Here is a 16,157-nt window from a genome sequence, read left to right as displayed (position 1 = left end):
CCGTGCCCATTTGTTCAAGACCCCGGCCGCCGGGCGCCGCCACGATGGCCACATGGACCTGCACTTCGTTCCTCGCCTCATCGTGCCCGACCCCGACCGGGCGTCCGCCTTCTACCGGGACGCCCTGGGCAGCGAGGAGGTGTTCCGCGCCGCGCCGGGCGACGACGGGCGGCCCACCGTCGTCGAGCACCGCCTCGGCACCGCCGCCTTCCGGGTCTCGCCCGCCGTCGCCGACTGGGGCTGGCTCTCGCCGGACGACCTGGGCGGCTCCCCGGTGCTCCTGGAGATCGTCGTCGAGGACCCGGACGCCGTCGGCGAGCGCATGACCGCCCAGGGCGCGCGGACGGTCGTGCCGATCGAGAACCGGCCCTACGGCCTGCGCTCCGGCCGCCTCCGCGACCCGTACGGCCACCTGTGGATCCTCACCGGCGACCTGCGCTGAGGCGCCGGGCGGCGCGGTGGCCCTTTTTTCCCGCAGGTCCGGCCTGTCATGCTGCTCGGCATGGAGGACATGGCTCAGGCGCACGTCCGCATCCGGCCCTATCGCGAAGAGGACCGTCCGGGGGTGCTGGCGCTGGCTCCCCGGCTGGCGGAGGGGGTCGCGGCCTGGCGGGACCCCGGCGCGGCCGTACGGGCGGCGCAGCGGTGGCTCGCCGGGTCCGTCGCCGCGGCGGGGGAAGGACGGGGAGCGGTCTTCGTCGCCGTGCGCGGCTCCCGGGTGGTCGGCGTCGTGTCGGTGGACCGGCAGCGGCACTTCACCGGCGACGAGGACGCCTACGTCGGCGAGCTGGCTGTCGACCCGGACGCCGTCCGTGCGGGTCTGGGCCGCCGGCTCATGGCGGCGGCCGAGGACTGGGCCCGTGACCAGGGGCTGCGCCACCTCACCCTGGAGACGGGCGCCGCCAACACCGCCGCCCGCCGGTTCTACGCCGCTCTCGGCTACACGGAGGAGGGCGTGCGGCTGGCCCGGTCGCTGGACCAGACCCGGCTGAGCTGAAGCACGCTGCCGGCGAACAGCAGCACGCCCAGCGGCACGTGCAGGGCCGTCACCTGCGCGATGCCCAGCGCGACCTGGGCGCTGACCAGCACCAGGAACCCGGCCGCGTGCATGATCGGCTTCGGCGAGCCGCCGCCCGGCCGCCACGCCAGGATCGCGGCCACCAGGTGCAGCACCGCCACGACGAACACCGTGTACGCGGCGGCGCTGTGCAGCGGCTGCCCGTTGGGCACCGACAACAGCAGCCCGGCGGTGACCGGCGCGGCGAACAGGGCCAGGGTCTGCAGGATGATCGCGACACGTAGCAACATGGGGTACTCCTCGACCGCCGGGTGACGGCGGTCCGCTTCTGGGGCTTGCCTTCGAAAAGTCCGACGACGTGGCCGCCGGAAATGTGAGGTGACGCGGTGACCTCACATCCGGGAGCGCCGTCCCGTCGGACACAGTAGGGCAAAAGCGACTAAGGGAGTCGTCCACATCATGACCACCGCACCCGATCCCGGCCTGGACGCGATCATCAGCGAGCGCCGGCAGCTCATCAACCTCGCCTACCGCCTCCTCGGCTCGCTGGCCGACGCCGAGGACGTCGTCCAGGAGACCTACACCCGCTGGTACGCCATGTCACCCGGGCAGCAGGAGGCCATCGAGTCGCCGGGCGCCTGGCTGACCAGGGTCGCCGGCCGCATCTGCCTGGACGTGCTCGGCTCGGCCCGCGCCCGCCGCGAGCGCTATGTGGGCGAATGGATCCCCGAGCCGCTGCCCGACCGCACGGAATGGGCCGGCGACGACCCCGCCGACCGGGTCACCCTGGACGAGTCGGTCAACATGGCCTTCCTCGTCGTGCTGGAGTCGATGACGCCGGCCGAGCGGGTCGCGTTCGTCCTGCACGACGTCTTCCGCTACCCCTTCGCCGAGGTGGCCACGATCGTCGGCCGCACCCCGGCCGCCTGCCGCAAGCTGGCCTCCTCCGCCCGGCAGCGCATCGACGCCGCGCGGACCTCGGTGACGCCGGCGGCCCGGCAGGCCGGCATCGTCCGCGAGTTCAAGCAGGCGTGGGAGGCCAAGGACATCGACGCCCTCATCGCCCTGCTCGACCCCGGCGTGGTCGGCGTCGCCGACGGCGGCGGCGTGGTCAACGCCGTGCCGCGGCCGATCGAGGGCGCCGGACGGGTGGCCCGCTACGCCGTCGAGATCGCCACCAGGGCGCCGGCCATGACACTGCTGGAACGCACCGTCAACGGCCGCCCCGGCCTGGTGGCCCAGCGCGACGGCGTCACCGTGATGGTCGTGGCGTTCGACGTGGCGGAGGGCCGGATCAAGCGGCTGTGGGCGGTGCGCAACCCCGACAAGCTGCACCCCTGGACGGCGGCCTGACCCTCACATTCCCGGACGCTGCGTCGTCGGACCGCCGAGACACGATCGCAGAAGAAGGGAAGCCGATGTCCACGACGACCGAGCAGGAGAACCTCCAGTCGCGTCTGCCCGATCCCTCCAGGTTCTTCCCCGAGCTGGGAGAGATCGCGGTGGCCATGACCAAGGCCACCCGCAACGGCGCGATCCCGGGGAGCACCGTCGGCCTGGTGCAGTTGCGCGCCGGGCAGATCGTCGGCAGCACGTACCACACGGTTCGGCAGGCCGACCTGCTGCGCCGGGCGGGGAGCCGGACGAGCGCCTGGCCGCCGTGGCGTCGTGGCGGGACGCCCCCTACTTCTCCGGCGCCGAACGGGTGGCGCTGGAGCTGGTGGAGGCCGTCCTCACCGCGAACCCGGCCGGGGAACGCGTCCCCGACGAGCTGTACGCCAGGGCGGCCGCCCACTACGACGACAAGGCCCTGTGGACGCTCGTCCTGGCGATCAGCCAGATCTGCTTCTTCATCCCCGTCGCCGTCATAGCCAAGCCGATCCCCGGCAGGCCCCCCGGCAAGAACTACACCGGCTGACGCCGGGCGGCTACGCGACCGGGACGGCGGTCCCGGCGAGCAGGCGGCCGACCTCTTCCCGGTCGGCCTTCCTGCCGTAACCGGCGAACTGGAAGGTCTCCTCCTTCAGGAACTCCGCCCAGTGTTCGAGCACGAACGCCCGTCCGGCGGCCACGTCACCGGGCGGCGGAGCCTGGTCCAGGAAGCCCCGCTGCCACGGCGCGAACTCCAGGAACTGGGAGGCGTGGGCCAGGCACGCGTCGAGCTTGGCCGTCAGCACCGAGGACACGTCCACCACCACGTCGGGACGGTGGACGGGGGCGGAGGCGTAGTCCGTCATGAGCAGGCACACCGGCATGCGCCGCAGGGCCGGCTTGCCCACCTCCAGGTTGCGCGTCATCGCGAACTCGACCGCGTGCGCGGCCAGCTGCCCGGCGGCCCGGTTGTCGGGGTGGCCGCCGCCGTCGGCGTGCAGGGCGATCACCAGGTCGGGCCGCCAGGCGCGGATCTGCGCCAGCACCCGCAACCGCAGCTCGACGGTGGGTTCCAGCATGCCGTCGTGCACGTCGAAGATCTCGTAGTCCACCACGCCCAGCGCGTCGGCCGCGCGCCACGCCTCCTCGGCGCGGCGGCGCGCCAGCGGGCCGCGCTCCAGCTCGTGGTGCCCGGCGTCGCCGTTGGTGAGCGTCAAAAACTTCACCGCGTGGCCGGCCTGTGCCAGCAGCGCGGCCGTGCCGCCCGCGTAGATCTCGGGCTCGTCGGGATGAGCGGCGATCACGAGGGTTCTCAACATGTGCGTCCTTAGGGGTTGGATTCACCGGTACGACCGGCCGTACCGGCTTGGAAGACCCGCTCGCGGGTCAGGTCCAGGGCGTAGCTGAGAGCGCCGCCGAGCACGGCGTTGCCGTCCACGGCGCTGAGGGCGACGGTCACCGGCACCAGCGGCGTCGAGGCCAGACGGTCGGCGACCCGCGCCCTGAGGGGCTCGCCTCCCGCGACGCACAGCGGCCCGGCCAGCACGACCAGGCCCGGGTCCAGCACCCCGATCGCGGCCGTCACGCCGAGCGCCACCCGCGCGGCGGCGTCGTCGAGGAAGCCCTGGGGGGCCTCGGCCAGCGTGCGGCTCACGGCGGTGAGCGTGGGGTCGCCGGGCAGGCCGTGCGCCTGCGCCAGCGCGGCCAGCGGCTCGGCGCCGAGCAGCGCGCCGAGCGGCCCGCCGTCCTGCCCGTAGCGACGGCCGGTGGTGACCGGGTCGGGCACGATGACCGAGCCGACCTCGCCGCCGCGCCCGGTGACGCCCCGCCAGAGCGCGCCGTCGAGCACGACTCCAGCGCCGACCCCGCCGCCCACCCAGAACAGCACGAAACTGCTGTCGTCGTGCTCCTGGAGCTCGCGGATGGCGACCAGGTTGACGTCGTTCTCCAGGCGCACGTTGCCCGGCAGGTCGTCCAGGCCGGACCAGCCCGACAGCTGCACGGCCTGCCGCAGCCGCCGGCCGTCGGCCTCCACCACTCCCGGCACGCCCACCACGACCTGGTCGAGCCGGTCCAGCTCGAAGCCGGCCGCGCCGACCGTCTCGGCCAGCAGCCGCCGGGCGTCGCCGGTCGCCTCGGTGCGATGGGTGCCGAGCACCCGGCCGGTCAGGTCGGCGACCGACACCTCGATCGAGCTCGTGGTGAGATCGACCCCCGCGACGCGCGCGGCCGAGCCGTCGAGCTGCCACATCTGCGCGGCCGGCCCGGCGTTGCCCGGCTTGAGGCCGGCCTTCCTGGCCAGCCCGCTGTTCTCCAGCCTGCGCAGCACCTCGGCCGCCGACGCCTTGGACAGGCCCGTGTGCAGTTCCAGCTCGGCGCGGGTGAGGCCGCCGTGCTCAAGGAGCAGGGTGAGCGCGGCGCGCTCGTTGAGCGTGCGGAAGACGGTGGGGTTTCCTGAAGACATTCCTACTTCAGCGCTCCTGAGGTCAGCCCGGACTGGATATGTCGCTGGAAGACGATATAGATCAGCACGACGGGAAGCACCGTCATGCTGAGGGCGGCGAACAGTCCGGGCCAGTCGGCCTCGTACCCGGCGATGGTGGAGATGTCGGCCACGCCCTGGGTGATGACCCACAGACTCTTGTCGCCGGGCAGCAGGACCAGCGGGATGAGGTACTGGTTCCACTGGCCGAGCACGTTGAAGATGGTCAGGCTGACCAGCGCCGGGCGGGCCATGGGCAGCATGACCTGGAAGAACGTGCGGGTGTGCGAGGCCCCGTCGATCATCGCCGCCTCGGCCACCGCGTCCGGCAGCGCCCTGAAGAAGGACGTCAGGAAGAACACCGTGAACGGCAGCGAATAGGCGATGTAGACCAGGACCAGGCCGACGTGGCTGTTGAGCAGCCCGAGCCCGTCCACCACGAAGAACAGCGGCACGAGCGCCAGGAAGACCGGGAAGGCCATGCCGGAGACGAACAGGAAGTAGACCAGCCGGTTCCCCGGGAAGCGGTAGCGGGCCAGCACGTACGCGGCCATCGAGCTGAGCAGCATCGTCCCGGCCACGCCGAAGAAGACCACGATGACCGTGTTGAGCAGGTAGCGACCGATGCTGGCCCGCTCCCAGGCCCGCGCCCAGTTGTCCCAGCGCAGCTCGCCGGGCAGTTGCAGGGCGTCGCCGAAGATCTCGGCGTTGCTCTTGAACGAGGCCAGCAGGGTCCACAGCAGCGGGGCGATGATGAGCAACGCCCAGAGGCCAAGAACGGCCTGGATGCTGATTTTTCGGAACATTTCAGTAGACGACCTTCTGGCGACGGGTCACGCGCAACGTCAGCGCGGCGAAGGTGAGGGTCAGGAAGAACAGCGCCACGCCCATGGCCGAGGCGTAGCCGAACCGGGAGTAGGAGAAGGCGTTCTTGTAGATCTCCGTGGCCAGCACGGTGGTCGCGCCGTCCGGCCCGCCCTGCTCCACCGACAGGACGTTGACCAGCGCGAACCCGTCGAACGCGGCGATCCCCAGATAGACCCAGGCCACCTGGACGGTGTCCCACACCAGCGGCAGCGTGATGGAGAAGAACGTGCGCAGCCGCCCGGCGCCGTCGAGGGCGGCCGCCTCGAACACGTCCTTCGGAATGGCCGCCATCCCGGCCGAGAACAGCACGACGTAGAAGCCGACCGCCTGCCACACCATCACCGCGATGATCGACCACAGCGCCAGGTTCTGGTCCGTCAGCCAGCCGACCGGCTCGACGCCCAGCTTCGCCAGCGCGCCGTTCAGCACGCCGCTCGCGTCGGGCCGGTAGACGGCCTTGAACAGCACCCCGACCACCGCGACCGCCAGCACCTGCGGCAGGAAGAAGATCACCCGGTAGAGCCGGGCCCCCGGCGTGCCCGCCGAGTCGCCGAGCAGGTACGCGAAGACCAGCGCGAGCGCGATGGTCACCAACGGCAGCGTGACCAGCAGGACCGCGTGGTTGCGGACCGCCTGCCAGAACGTGTCGTTGCCGAGCATCCGCCGGAAGTTGTCCAGGCCGACGAAGTTCAGGTTCGCCGACACCCCGCGCCAGTCGGTCAGCGCGATCTGGAACGCCTGGACGTACGGGCTGATCACGAAGACCGCGTAGAGGACCACGGGCAGGGCGAGGAAGCCCGCGACGAAGCCGTGCCGCCTCATCGCTCAGACGCTCCTGGTCTGCTTGGCGATCGCGGAGTCCGCCTTGAGCTCGTCGGCCTTCTTCTGCATGTTCGCGCAGAACTGCTCGGGCGTGATGCGTCCGGACATCACCGAGTTGGTCTGGACCTGCCCGTGGTCGAACAGCTCCTTGTACCAGCCCTCGAAGCGGGCGTCGGTGATGATGTTCGTCCCGGCCGCCTCCTGGGCCTTGGCCGCGCTGCGCACGGCCGAGGTCAGGTCGAGGCCGTCCACCACGCCGTTGACGACGGTGAGGTTCTTGGTCAGCTCGGTGTAGCCGCGCGCGCCCTCCCGCGACAACATCATGCGCAGGTACTCCAGGCCGCCCTGCGGGTTCTTGCCCTTGGCCGCCACGAAGAACGCCTCGCTCACCCCGATCATGATCGCCTCGTACGGCATCGCGTCGGCGGCGGTGATGCTGGGCACCGGGGCGATCGCGTACTCGAACGAGGCCGGCCGGTCCTTGGCCATCTCGTTCTCCAGCCAGGAGCCGCAGGGGTAGAACAGCACCTTGTCCTGCAGGTGCTTGACCTGCGTCTGGGTGTGGTCGAGCCCGAAGTACGCCTTGTCGCCGAAGTCGCGCTGCACCTGCGCCCACGCCGCGACGGCCTGCCGTACGGGCTCGGCCTGCCAGGCGCCGTCGGCGAGGTTGTCGATGTCGACGATCACCTTGTTGCCGCCGATCTTGGCGGCGCTGTAGACCAGGTTCCAGAGCTGGTAGAACGGGCCGACCTGGCCCGGGTAGGCGAACAGCGCGATGCCCGCCTTCCTGGCCTCCTCGCCGAGGGCGTTGAACTCCGCCCACGTCTTCGGCGCCTGCCAGCCGCGCTGGTCGAACAGCTTGGCGTTGTACCACAGGGCGCGGTGGGCGACCGTGTACTGCAGCACCCGGGGCACGCCGTCGATCAGGGAGTTCTCGTAGACGCCGCCGACCAGGGTGTCGCGCACCTTCTTGGCCGGGTCTGCCAGGGAGGGGGCGTCGAACAGCGGCGTCAGGTCGGCGAGGTGCCCCTCGGCGACGAGCGACTGCAGGTCGAGGGCGTCGGGGCCGGAGTTGTTGACCACGTCGGGCGCGTCGCCGCTGATGAAGCGGGGGCGCAGCTGCGTGCCGACCTTCTGGGTGGGCACGTGCTTGATCTTGGCGGTCTTGTACGCCTTGCTGTAGAGGGCCTCGTGCAGGTCGGTCGCGTAGCCGTCGCCGTTGCCGCCGCTGAAGATCACGACTTCCAGCTGCCTGGCGGCGTCCACGCCGAGGGGGTTGGCGGCCGAGGTGGGCGCGGCCGAGGTGGAGGCGACCGGAGCGGCGGAGCGGCCCGTGGCGCACGCGGCGAGCAGCCCTGCGCCCGGGCCCGCCGTCAGGGCGGTGAGTCCGATACGTCGAAGAACCTCACGTCGGCTGGGGTTGGTGGACATGGGTGGCCTCCTTGACCGCCAACCGTCCGGATACCTTCCAGACGGTTGGCGGCCGACTCTAGACTTACCGCTCCACGTGCGTCAATACCTCTCTAGCCCTGCGCTCGGATTCTCAGGACCCTGCCTGGACCTTCTGGAACTGCGCTCGAAGGTGAGCCTTGGCCTCCTCGGAGGCCCCGATGCGGTCCAGGCCGTTCAGCGCGGCCCCGACGATCGGCGGCTGGTCCGGGATCACCTGCTTGGCCAGCGGAGCCCGTACGGCGAACCGCTCCTCCAGCATCGCGACCAGCAGCGGGATGCGCGCGTGCAGCACGCCTCCGCCGAGCACGACCTCCGTCGGCGTCTCCAGCAGGTCCAGGCGGCGCAGGCACACCTCGGCCATCACCACGATCTCGTCGGCCAGCCGGGTGACCAGCTCCAAGGCGATCGCGTCAGCCGACGCGGCGGCCTCGAACACCTTGGGTGCGAGCGCGGTCAGGTGATGCCGCTCGATCCGCCCGAAATGCACCCCGAGCACCACCTCCTCGACCGTCCGTGTGCCGAAGTGCTCCTTGATCAGGCCGGCGAGCGCGGTGGGGGCGCCCCGGCCGTCCTCGGCGCGGATGGCGTGCCACAACGCCTCCTCGGCCAGGCCGCCGCCACCGCCCCAGTCGCCGCTGATCCGGCCGAGCGCGGGGAAGCGGGCCACCCCGCCCGTGGGCGAGACGCCGACCGCGTTGATGCCCGCGCCGCACACCACCGCGACGCCGCTCGGCCCGGACGCCCCGGAACGCAGCAGCGCGAAGCTGTCGTTGCCCACGACGACGTCGGCCGCCATCCCGCGGGCGCGGAACTCGGCCGCCAGCGCCTCCTCCTCCACCGGCAGGTCGGCCCCGGCCAGGTAGGCGTAGAGCTGGTCGGCGTACGGGGGAGCGGCCGCCGGTCCGAGCGCCCGCCGCACGGCCTCCTCCACGACGTCCACGGCCGCCGGCACGCCGACGGTCTGCGGCTCGAACGGCCCGCCGTCGCCCTGGGCCAGGATCGTGCCGTCGCCCGAGAGCACGACGACGTGCGTCTTGCTGTTGCCCGCGTCCACGGCGATGATCACCATGGCAGGTACCGCTCGTTCGCCGCCAGCAGCAGGCCGGTCAGCTCGTCCGCGACGGCCTCCTGGCCGATCAGCGGATGGGCCAGCAAGGCGTTGCGCACCCGGTCCGCGCCGCCGTGCAGCGCCGCGTCGAGCGCCAGCTCCTCGTACGCGGAGACGTTGGCGATCAGGCCCGCGTACAGCGGCTCCACCGGATCGACCGGCAGCGGCGCGGCCCCGGACGCCGAGACCCTGGCCGGGACCTCGATGACCGCCTCGTCGCGCAGGAACGGCAGCGTCCCGTCGTTGCGGGTGTTGATCACCTGGACGTCGCCCCGGTCGCCGAGCAGCGAGGCGATCAGCGCGACGGCGGCCTCGGAGTAGTAGGCGCCGCCCCGCTTGTCCAGCAGGTCCGGCTTGGTGTCCACGGCCGGGTCCGCGTACAGCTCCAGCAGCTGCTGCTCCATCGCCGCGACCTCGGCCGCGCGCGACGGCTTGGCCCGCTGCTCGCCCACCACCAGGTCGTGGGCGTAGAAGTAGCGCAGGTAGTAGGACGGGACCACCTGGAGCCTGCGCAGCAGCCCGACCGGCAGGCCGATGTCGTCGGCCAGCTCCTGCCCGTGCTCGGCGAGCAGCCGCGGCAGCACGTCCACGCCGTCGACCACGACCGACCGCTCCCACGTCAGGTGGTTGAGCCCGACGTGCCCGAGCGCGACCCGCTCCGGCGGCACGCCGAGGTGCCGGGCGAAGCGGCGCTGGAACCCGATGGCCACGTTGCACAGGCCGATCGCGCGGTGCCCGGCGTCCAGCAGCGCCCTGGTGACGATGCCGACCGGGTTGGTGAAGTCGACGATCCAGGCGTCGGGGGCGTGGGCGCGGACCTGCTCGGCCAGTTCCAGCACGACCGGGACCGTGCGCAGGGCCTTGGCGAGCCCGCCCGCGCCCGTCGTCTCCTGGCCGACGCAGCCGCACTCCAGCGGCAGCGTCTCGTCCACGTTCCGCGCGGCCTGGCCGCCCACCCTGAGCTGGAAGAGCACGGCGTCCGCGCCCGCGACGCCCTCGGCCACGTCGGCGGTGGCGATCACCTTCGCCGGGTGCCCGGCCCTGCGCAACATCCGGCGGGACACGCCCGCCACCAGGTCGAGCCGCGTGGCGTCCGGGTCGATCAGCGCGATCTCGGTGAGCGGCAGCTCGTCGCGCAGCCTGGCGAAGCCGTCGATGAGCTCGGGGGTGTAGGTCGAACCGCCCCCGATCACGGCGAGTCTCATGGGCAACTCCTCAATTAGGAAACTTTCCTAACCGCCGAACCTACCCGACCTCCTCCGATTCGACTCCTCCCACCCTGTTCCAGGAAATTTCCGCTCACCGTGTAGAGAGCCCGGCGCCGGCTCCGACTCCCTGGTGAAGGCGCCGGACGGGCGCCACGGACAAAAGGAGACGAACCAGGATGAGCAAGGTCACGTGCGACATGGGGATGTCCGTCGACGGCTACGTGGCGGGGCCGAACCAGAGCCTGGAGCAGCCGTTCGGCGACGGCGTGGGCGACCGGCTGCACGAGTGGATGTTCGAGGAGCCCGAGAAGCACGCCGAGGTCATCGAGGCCATCACGGCGGCCGGGGCGTTCATCATGGGCCGCAACATGTTCGACCCCGGCCGCGGCGCCTTCGACCCGAACTGGACCGGCTGGTGGGGGGAGGAGCCGCCGTACCACGCGCCGGTGTTCGTCCTCACCCACCACCCGCGCGAGCCGCTGCCCATGAAGGGCGGCACGACGTTCCACTTCGTCACGGACGGCATCGAGGCCGCCTTCGCCATGGCGCGGGAGGCGGCGGGGGAGCGCGACATCTCCATCGCCGGCGGCGCCGCCACCGTCAACCAGTACCTGGCCGCCGGGCTCATCGACGAGCTCCGGCTGCACGTCGCGCCGGTGATCCTCGGCCGCGGCGAACGCCTCCTGGCCGACGCCGGCGACATCACCCTCACCCCCGCCGCCCCACCCACGGGCACCGCCCTGGTCACCCACCTGACGTACCGGGTGGTCCGCTAGGCGCGGTCCTCTCCAGGTCGGCCCATACGACACGGTGGCCGTGTGGTTCGGCGACATGCGTTCCGCTCCTGACCGACAGGGCGGCCACCAGGCCGAGGCCGCGACCTGACTCGCGCAAGGACCCCGCGTCCAGAGGGGCGAAGCGCGGTTCTCGCTGCGCCGTCCCGGGATCGACCACTTCCAGGCGTACGAGACCGTCCCCGATTCCGAGCAGCACCGTGACCCAGTCGCGTCCGGGGCCGGGCGGCACATGCCTGACCGCGTTGGTCACCAGCTCCGAGACGACCGTCAGCGCGTCGTCCCGAACCAGCGGATCGACGTCGCCCAGCCAAAGCCGAACCGTCCGCCGCATTTCTCCGGGAGCTCGGTCATCGCGGCCCAGCGTCATGCCTTTCCAGTTGACAATGCTCTGGTGAAGTGACATGCATTCACCTCAAATGAATCGGAGATTCGGAAACCTTTGCTGGTGCGACAAAAGCGTTGTCGCTCGGATCCAGCATGAGCGCGCGCGGGGCCGTGCGGCGCTCACACCTCACGAAACCTGCCCGACAAGCAGCGACGCCTGCCATGTATTGATTGTCGGAAGGGTGTCGCAGTAGCCTGCCGAAAGGCAACTATCTTGTTCTTGACCTGCGGAGACTCCATGCCCCTCGACGTCGGCGATCATTTGTCGCCCAGAGCGCGTTTCGCTCGCGACCTCGCGGACCGCCGTAAAGCGTCTGGAATGACGCAATCCGCACTTGCTCTACGCATTCTCTGCCACGAATCACTCGTCAGTCATGTCGAGAAAGGCCGGCGGGTTCCCACGCTGGAATTCGCGCGCGAGGTGGACAAGGCGTTCGGCACCGACGGCCATTTCACCGGCCTCCACGAACGCATCTCCCAGTCGCCCGCGCTGGGCTGGTTCGCACGCTGGGTCGAGGAGATCGAACCGCAGGCCGTCATCATGTACTCGTGGGATCCGCTCGTTATCCCCGGCATGCTCCAGACCGTGGACTACGCCCGCGCTGTCTTCGCGGGTACAGGATCACCCGAGCAGGTGGAAGAGCAGGTCCAGGCGCGGACACAGCGCATCGGCATCTTCGAGGCGGCCAACCCGCCATCCCTTCTCGCAGTCATTGAGGAAGGAGTGCTTCATCGGCCCTTCGGCGGGGCCGATGTCCTGGTCGGGCAATTGCGTTACCTGCTGGAGCTCACCGAGCATCCCCAGATCACTGTTCAGCTGCTTCCGCACACGGCTGGTTGCATAGCCGGCATGGTGAGCGCCTTCGCGCTGGCGCGGTTGCGCGACGGGTCCGAGGTGGTCTCTGCGGACTCGCTTCTGTCCGGACAGGTGTCAGGCGACCATGACGCAGTCGCGCGCTTGAAACAGAGGTATGACAGCATCAGAGCGCACGCACAGCCGAAGAACGTCACTCGACAGGCGATAGAGGGTGCGATAGCCAAATGGACCAGCTGAACCTTGATGATGCGCGATGGCGCAAGTCCAGCGCCAGCGCCGACACAGGACAGTGTGTCGAGGTCGCGACCAACCTCCCAGGAATCATCGCCGTCCGTGACAGCAAGAACCCGCATGGCCCGGCGCTGATGTTCACTCCTGCGGAGTGGAAGGCGTTCCTGCACGGCGTCAGTCAGGGCGAGTTCAACATCTGAGGCAGGCGTCTGGCGCTTCGGAGCCGGGTTCGTCCAAGGGGTGCGGGGACCGGTGTGGGGGCTTACCCCCACGTGGGCGCAGCCTGAGCCCCGCGTCGCGCGAAGCGCGCCCGTTGGCGAAGCCCTTGCAGGGCCACACGAGAACCGGATCCGCCCTATCGGGTGAAAGGGGGTGTTCAACCCGAAGAACGGAGTCGAGAGTTTGACGCAGGACACCGAGGTGGACGACGCGGAGGTGATCAGACGTGCCCGCAGCGACCCCGCCGCCTTCTCGGCGTTGTACGACCGGCACGCCCCCGCGCTCCACAGATACGTCACCCGCCGCCTGGGCGATTCGCTGGCCGACGACATCGTGGCCGAGACGTTCCTGGACGCCTTCCGCCGTCTCGCCCGCTACGACACCGCCCACCGCGACGCCCGCCCCTGGCTGTACGGCATCGCCGCCAACCTGATCGGCAAGCACCGCCGTACCGAGACCAGGGCCTACCGCGCCCTGGCCAGGACGGGCCTCGACGCGGTGGCCGAGAGCTACGCCGACCGGGTGGCGGCCCGCGTGTCGGCCGGGGCGGCGCACCGCGAGCTGGCGGGGGCGCTCGCGACGCTGTCGCCGCCGGACCGCGAGGTGCTGCTGATGATCGCCTGGGCCGACCTCAGTTACGAGGAGGTCGCCCGCGCGCTCGGCGTCCCGATCGGGACCGTTCGGTCGCGTCTGCACCGCGCCAGGAGGAAGACCCGGGCGGCCCTGGGCGGTATCGACCCGTCAGCCCTCTACGACACCGACGAGGAGGACCCCGGCCGTGGACGATGACCTCACGCTCCTGCGCGAGCTGCGCGCGGACGCCCCCGAACCCGACACCGACCGCCTGCGCGCCGTGCGCGCCCGAGCCCTCGCCCCGGCGTCGGGCCAGGCCCCGGCCCGGAAGCGGCGCCGGTTCTGGGCGGTGCCGTCGCTGCTGGCCGCCGCGACAGCCGCCGCCGCCGTCGTCGTGGCGGTGAACGGTTCCCACACCCCGGCCCCGCCCCCGCCGGACTCCGTGACCACCATGCCGGTACGGGCCGAGACCGTGCTGCGCCAAGCCGCCCTGGTGGCCGAGGGACGCCGCAAGCACCAAGAGCCGCGCCCCGACCAGTGGTTGTACCGGAAGGACCTGGTCAAGCAGCCCGGCGAGGAGCGAGGCACGGTCCAGGAATACTGGACCCGGTACGACGGCACCCGCCAGGCCCTCCGCCAGAACGGCGGCTCCCTGGAGTTCCAGGACATCACCCCCCACCCGGGCGACGACGACCTGACACCCCGGCAGTACGCGGCCAAGTTCGCCGACCTGCCCACCGATCCCGCCGCGCTGCTGGACCACGTCAGGGGCGACCGGCACTGGTCGACCCTGCCGAAGGGCGCGGACGCCGAGCAGCCGGACGCGCGGGCGTTCCGCGTGTTGTCGGTCTACCTCGACGCGGGCGTCCCCATGCCGCCGCGGGTCGAGGCCGCCGTCTTCCGCGCGCTCGCCGAGCTGCCCGGAGTGCGGGTGGACCTCGGCGTACGGGACGCGGCGGGCCGGGCGGGGATCGGCGTCGCCTACGAGCCCGCCGGTTCCGTCCCCGGCGGGTCGACGCGGGACGCGCAGGGCCGGATCGTCTCGCGGTCGTACCTGGTGCTGGACGCCGCGACCTACCGTTTCCTCGGCAGGCGCGTGGACAACCTCCAGGACGAGGTCATCGGCGGCGAGGTGACGGCCCGCAGGGGCACCTTCTACGCGAGCGCCGACCTGGCGGCGGGCGTGGTGGACGAACCAGGCCGGATGCCCTGACCGCAGGCCGCTACGGACGTGCGCCCAGACGGTCGACCCAGCCCATCTCCTCGTACGTGGTCTGGATCAGCGGCTCGGACCGCCCCGGCGGGCGCAACTCGTAGGCGAGCAGCCGCGCCGTCGCGACGTCCACGACCAGGCGAGACTCGCCCGCCCCCGCACCGCTGCCCGGCGTGGTCAGCGTCAGGGCGACGCCGGTGCGGCCCAGCGGGTCGGTGACCTCGCCCAGCGACCTGATCTCGGGCTGCCCGGCGAGCAGCCGATACAGGGAGGACCGGGTTCCCGGGCTGATGGGACCGGCGAGCAGGTCCTGCGCCGTCGTCCACACATAGGAGGTGAACGTCGGCTTGGCGGGCCACCAGTCGCCGGGCCTCTCCTCGTCGAACAGCCGCCGCAGCAGGCCCGCCAGCCTCTCCTCGTCGGCCGGGAGCGCGAGCAGCTGGCGGAGCGTGTACCGGTGGGTGCCGATCAGGAAGTGGAGTTGCATGGCGTAGTCGTTGCTCGACGGCTTTCCCCCGCTCAGGTCGGGGGAGCCGAGCCGCCTCCATCGAGCCTCGTCCTCGGGGGAGGCGAAGGTGACCTTCGGGTCCTGGCCGGTGACGGTCCGGCTGGGCGCACCCCGGCGGGCCGCGTACCAGGTGTCCTGGGTGTGCGTCACCCCGGCCGAGAACGTCGGATTGTGGCGTACCGGCTGGGTGGTGCGCGCGCGAACGTGCCAGTACCGGCCGGAGGCGGCGGGCCCGTGCCCGGCGGACTCGGCCGCGGCCAGCAGCACGGACCGCGCGTCCAGCGCCTGGCGCGCTCCTTGCGAGGACGCCGGCGTACCGGCCGGCACGGCGCTCGGCGGCGCGCCCTCGGCGCCGATCCCGGGGCCGATCCCCGGGCCGACCCCAGTGCCGATCCCGGTGCCGCCGAGGATCACGAAGGCGGCCGCCGAGGCGAGCAGCGCGCCCGCGGCGGCCCGCGTCGCGGTGCGGATCCGCCTGGCCCGGCGCCCTCGTCGCACCAGCGCGCCCACCGGCGGGGGCGTGGGCGCGGGCCCCTCGCGTCGGGCGAGATCGCGCAGTGCCCGCGCCAGGAGATCCTGGTCGTCCTTCATCGTGCTGCCTCCTGATCTTCGCGCAGAGCCGTGCGCAGGCGCGCCATCGCTCTGGAGTGCTGGCTCTTGACGGCGCCGACCGAGCAGCCGAGGACGGCCGCGACCGCCTTCTCCGTCAGGTCCTCGTAGTGCCGCAGCACCACCACCGCCCGTTGCCTGGGCGACAGGGAGAGCAGGGCGCGACGCAGGTCCTCGTGCGGCTCGTGGAGCTGCTGGCGGGGATCGGTGTGCTCGGGCGGACTGGCGGTCGGCACCTCCCGCCGTCGCCGCCGCCACCGGCTGACGTTGCCGTTGACGAGCATGCGCCGCAGGTAGGCGTGCGGATCGGGGGACCGCACCCGCCGCCAATGGACGTACAGCCGCACCAGGCAGTCCTGCAGCAGCTCCTCGCCCCGGTGCCGGTCGCCGGCGAGCAGGACGGCGACGGCCATGTGCCTGTCCCAGGCCGCCGCCACGAAGGCGGCGTAGGAGGCGTCGTCGGATGCATCACTCACAT

The 16,157-nt window shown here is 71.6% G+C and carries 20 protein-coding genes; 9 read left to right on the top strand and 11 right to left on the bottom strand.

All coding sequences use genetic code 11. The features are described 5' to 3' along the window. Window positions 1-52 precede the first annotated feature (52 nt). A complete protein-coding gene (locus AB0J46_RS04075) occupies window positions 53-442 on the top strand; it encodes a VOC family protein (RefSeq protein WP_364326089.1) in 390 nt (129 codons plus the stop codon). A 60-nt stretch (window positions 443-502) separates the two neighbouring features. Continuing rightward, on the top strand, window positions 503-997 hold the full coding sequence (locus tag AB0J46_RS04070) for a GNAT family N-acetyltransferase (RefSeq protein WP_364326086.1): 495 nt from the start codon (window positions 503-505) through the stop codon (window positions 995-997). On the opposite strand, the gene AB0J46_RS04065 is transcribed toward AB0J46_RS04070, so the two are convergent. After that, a complete protein-coding gene (locus tag AB0J46_RS04065) occupies window positions 940-1,308 on the bottom strand; it encodes a hypothetical protein (protein ID WP_364326083.1) in 369 nt (122 codons plus the stop codon). The two genes, AB0J46_RS04070 and AB0J46_RS04065, sit on opposite strands and share 58 nt — an antisense overlap. A 169-nt stretch (window positions 1,309-1,477) precedes the next feature. On the opposite strand from AB0J46_RS04065, the gene sigJ reads away from it, so the two are divergent. Next, the gene (gene sigJ, locus AB0J46_RS04060) at window positions 1,478-2,371 is read left to right on the top strand and encodes an RNA polymerase sigma factor SigJ (protein WP_364326080.1); all 894 of its coding nucleotides are present in this window, start codon (window positions 1,478-1,480) and stop codon (window positions 2,369-2,371) included. 307 nt (window positions 2,372-2,678) lie between these two features. Next, window positions 2,679-2,936: a hypothetical protein gene (locus tag AB0J46_RS04055; RefSeq protein WP_364326077.1), complete on the top strand. Its 258-nt coding sequence runs from the start codon at window positions 2,679-2,681 to the stop codon at window positions 2,934-2,936. 10 nt (window positions 2,937-2,946) lie between these two features. Here AB0J46_RS04055 and AB0J46_RS04050 read toward each other — a convergent pair whose 3' ends face one another. The 7 genes from AB0J46_RS04050 to AB0J46_RS04020 form a co-directional block, all read right to left on the bottom strand. Further along, on the bottom strand, window positions 2,947-3,708 hold the full coding sequence (locus tag AB0J46_RS04050) for a PIG-L family deacetylase (protein ID WP_364326074.1): 762 nt from the start codon (window positions 3,706-3,708) through the stop codon (window positions 2,947-2,949). Window positions 3,709-3,716: 8 nt separating this feature from the next. Further along, on the bottom strand, window positions 3,717-4,853 hold the full coding sequence (locus tag AB0J46_RS04045; RefSeq protein ID WP_364326071.1) for an ROK family protein: 1,137 nt from the start codon (window positions 4,851-4,853) through the stop codon (window positions 3,717-3,719). A 2-nt stretch (window positions 4,854-4,855) separates the two neighbouring features. Next, window positions 4,856-5,677 (bottom strand): carbohydrate ABC transporter permease, encoded by an 822-nt coding sequence (locus AB0J46_RS04040; RefSeq protein WP_364326068.1) that lies wholly within the window; start codon window positions 5,675-5,677, stop codon window positions 4,856-4,858. Window position 5,678: 1 nt separating this feature from the next. Then, window positions 5,679-6,560, bottom strand: coding sequence for a sugar ABC transporter permease (locus AB0J46_RS04035; RefSeq protein ID WP_364326065.1), 882 nt, complete (start codon window positions 6,558-6,560; stop codon window positions 5,679-5,681). A 3-nt stretch (window positions 6,561-6,563) separates the two neighbouring features. Continuing rightward, entirely contained in the window at window positions 6,564-7,991 is a 1,428-nt protein-coding gene (ngcE, locus tag AB0J46_RS04030; RefSeq protein WP_364326062.1) for an N-acetylglucosamine/diacetylchitobiose ABC transporter substrate-binding protein, read from the bottom strand. A 112-nt stretch (window positions 7,992-8,103) separates the two neighbouring features. Beyond that, window positions 8,104-9,081 carry a BadF/BadG/BcrA/BcrD ATPase family protein gene (locus AB0J46_RS04025; RefSeq protein ID WP_364326060.1) on the bottom strand — a complete coding sequence of 326 codons (978 nt, stop codon included), beginning with the start codon at window positions 9,079-9,081 and terminating at the stop codon, window positions 8,104-8,106. Then, entirely contained in the window at window positions 9,075-10,325 is a 1,251-nt protein-coding gene (locus AB0J46_RS04020) for a 6-phospho-beta-glucosidase (RefSeq protein WP_364326057.1), read from the bottom strand. The genes AB0J46_RS04025 and AB0J46_RS04020 overlap by 7 nt, the downstream gene beginning before the upstream one ends. 179 nt (window positions 10,326-10,504) lie before the next feature. Here AB0J46_RS04020 and AB0J46_RS04015 point away from each other — a divergent pair, with 179 nt between their 5' ends. After that, the gene (locus AB0J46_RS04015; RefSeq protein WP_364326054.1) at window positions 10,505-11,104 is read left to right on the top strand and encodes a dihydrofolate reductase family protein; all 600 of its coding nucleotides are present in this window, start codon (window positions 10,505-10,507) and stop codon (window positions 11,102-11,104) included. On the opposite strand, the gene AB0J46_RS04010 is transcribed toward AB0J46_RS04015, so the two are convergent. Then, entirely contained in the window at window positions 11,073-11,528 is a 456-nt protein-coding gene (locus AB0J46_RS04010) for an ATP-binding protein (protein WP_364326051.1), read from the bottom strand. The genes AB0J46_RS04015 and AB0J46_RS04010 overlap by 32 nt on opposite strands. Window positions 11,529-11,747: 219 nt before the next feature. On the opposite strand from AB0J46_RS04010, the gene AB0J46_RS04005 reads away from it, so the two are divergent. The 4 genes from AB0J46_RS04005 to AB0J46_RS03990 all read left to right on the top strand — a co-directional run bounded on the left by AB0J46_RS04005 (window position 11,748) and on the right by AB0J46_RS03990 (window position 14,562). After that, on the top strand, window positions 11,748-12,563 hold the full coding sequence (locus tag AB0J46_RS04005; protein WP_364326048.1) for a helix-turn-helix transcriptional regulator: 816 nt from the start codon (window positions 11,748-11,750) through the stop codon (window positions 12,561-12,563). Continuing rightward, complete coding sequence (locus AB0J46_RS04000; RefSeq protein ID WP_364326045.1) at window positions 12,551-12,757, top strand: DUF397 domain-containing protein; 207 nt, start codon at window positions 12,551-12,553, stop codon at window positions 12,755-12,757. The genes AB0J46_RS04005 and AB0J46_RS04000 overlap by 13 nt, the downstream gene beginning before the upstream one ends. Before the next feature lie 202 nt (window positions 12,758-12,959). Next, entirely contained in the window at window positions 12,960-13,565 is a 606-nt protein-coding gene (locus tag AB0J46_RS03995) for an RNA polymerase sigma factor (RefSeq protein WP_364326042.1), read from the top strand. Beyond that, window positions 13,555-14,562, top strand: coding sequence for a CU044_5270 family protein (locus tag AB0J46_RS03990; protein ID WP_364326039.1), 1,008 nt, complete (start codon window positions 13,555-13,557; stop codon window positions 14,560-14,562). Before AB0J46_RS03995 ends, AB0J46_RS03990 begins: the two co-directional genes overlap by 11 nt. Before the next feature lie 10 nt (window positions 14,563-14,572). Here the strand turns inward: AB0J46_RS03990 and AB0J46_RS03985 are convergent, their stop codons facing one another. Continuing rightward, window positions 14,573-15,661 carry a hypothetical protein gene (locus tag AB0J46_RS03985; protein ID WP_364326036.1) on the bottom strand — a complete coding sequence of 363 codons (1,089 nt, stop codon included), beginning with the start codon at window positions 15,659-15,661 and terminating at the stop codon, window positions 14,573-14,575. Further along, a complete protein-coding gene (locus tag AB0J46_RS03980) occupies window positions 15,658-16,155 on the bottom strand; it encodes a SigE family RNA polymerase sigma factor (RefSeq protein WP_364326033.1) in 498 nt (165 codons plus the stop codon). Before AB0J46_RS03980 ends, AB0J46_RS03985 begins: the two co-directional genes overlap by 4 nt. Between the last annotated feature and the right edge of the window lie 2 nt (window positions 16,156-16,157).

The organism is Nonomuraea sp. NPDC049758 (assembly GCF_040674635.1).
Classification (GTDB): domain Bacteria; phylum Actinomycetota; class Actinomycetes; order Streptosporangiales; family Streptosporangiaceae; genus Nonomuraea.
Note: the sequence above shows the minus strand (reverse complement) of the source record. Positions and strands in the feature narration are given on the sequence as shown.

Bases quoted from the DNA above. Each gene is read 5' to 3' on its own strand.
- AB0J46_RS04075 (WP_364326089.1), top strand. From the start codon at position 53: ATGGACCTGCACTTCGTTCCTCGCCTCATCGTGCCCGACCCCGACCGG.
- AB0J46_RS04070 (WP_364326086.1), top strand. From the start codon at position 503: ATGGAGGACATGGCTCAGGCGCACGTCCGCATCCGGCCCTATCGCGAA.
- AB0J46_RS04065 (WP_364326083.1), bottom strand. From the start codon at position 1,308: ATGTTGCTACGTGTCGCGATCATCCTGCAGACCCTGGCCCTGTTCGCC.
- sigJ (WP_364326080.1), top strand. From the start codon at position 1,478: ATGACCACCGCACCCGATCCCGGCCTGGACGCGATCATCAGCGAGCGC.
- AB0J46_RS04050 (WP_364326074.1), bottom strand. From the start codon at position 3,708: ATGTTGAGAACCCTCGTGATCGCCGCTCATCCCGACGAGCCCGAGATC.
- AB0J46_RS04045 (WP_364326071.1), bottom strand. From the start codon at position 4,853: ATGTCTTCAGGAAACCCCACCGTCTTCCGCACGCTCAACGAGCGCGCC.
- AB0J46_RS04040 (WP_364326068.1), bottom strand. From the start codon at position 5,677: ATGTTCCGAAAAATCAGCATCCAGGCCGTTCTTGGCCTCTGGGCGTTG.
- AB0J46_RS04035 (WP_364326065.1), bottom strand. From the start codon at position 6,560: ATGAGGCGGCACGGCTTCGTCGCGGGCTTCCTCGCCCTGCCCGTGGTC.
- ngcE (WP_364326062.1), bottom strand. From the start codon at position 7,991: ATGTCCACCAACCCCAGCCGACGTGAGGTTCTTCGACGTATCGGACTC.
- AB0J46_RS04025 (WP_364326060.1), bottom strand. From the start codon at position 9,081: ATGGTGATCATCGCCGTGGACGCGGGCAACAGCAAGACGCACGTCGTC.
- AB0J46_RS04020 (WP_364326057.1), bottom strand. From the start codon at position 10,325: ATGAGACTCGCCGTGATCGGGGGCGGTTCGACCTACACCCCCGAGCTC.
- AB0J46_RS04015 (WP_364326054.1), top strand. From the start codon at position 10,505: ATGAGCAAGGTCACGTGCGACATGGGGATGTCCGTCGACGGCTACGTG.
- AB0J46_RS04010 (WP_364326051.1), bottom strand. From the start codon at position 11,528: ATGTCACTTCACCAGAGCATTGTCAACTGGAAAGGCATGACGCTGGGC.
- AB0J46_RS04005 (WP_364326048.1), top strand. From the start codon at position 11,748: ATGCCCCTCGACGTCGGCGATCATTTGTCGCCCAGAGCGCGTTTCGCT.
- AB0J46_RS04000 (WP_364326045.1), top strand. From the start codon at position 12,551: ATGGACCAGCTGAACCTTGATGATGCGCGATGGCGCAAGTCCAGCGCC.
- AB0J46_RS03985 (WP_364326036.1), bottom strand. From the start codon at position 15,661: ATGAAGGACGACCAGGATCTCCTGGCGCGGGCACTGCGCGATCTCGCC.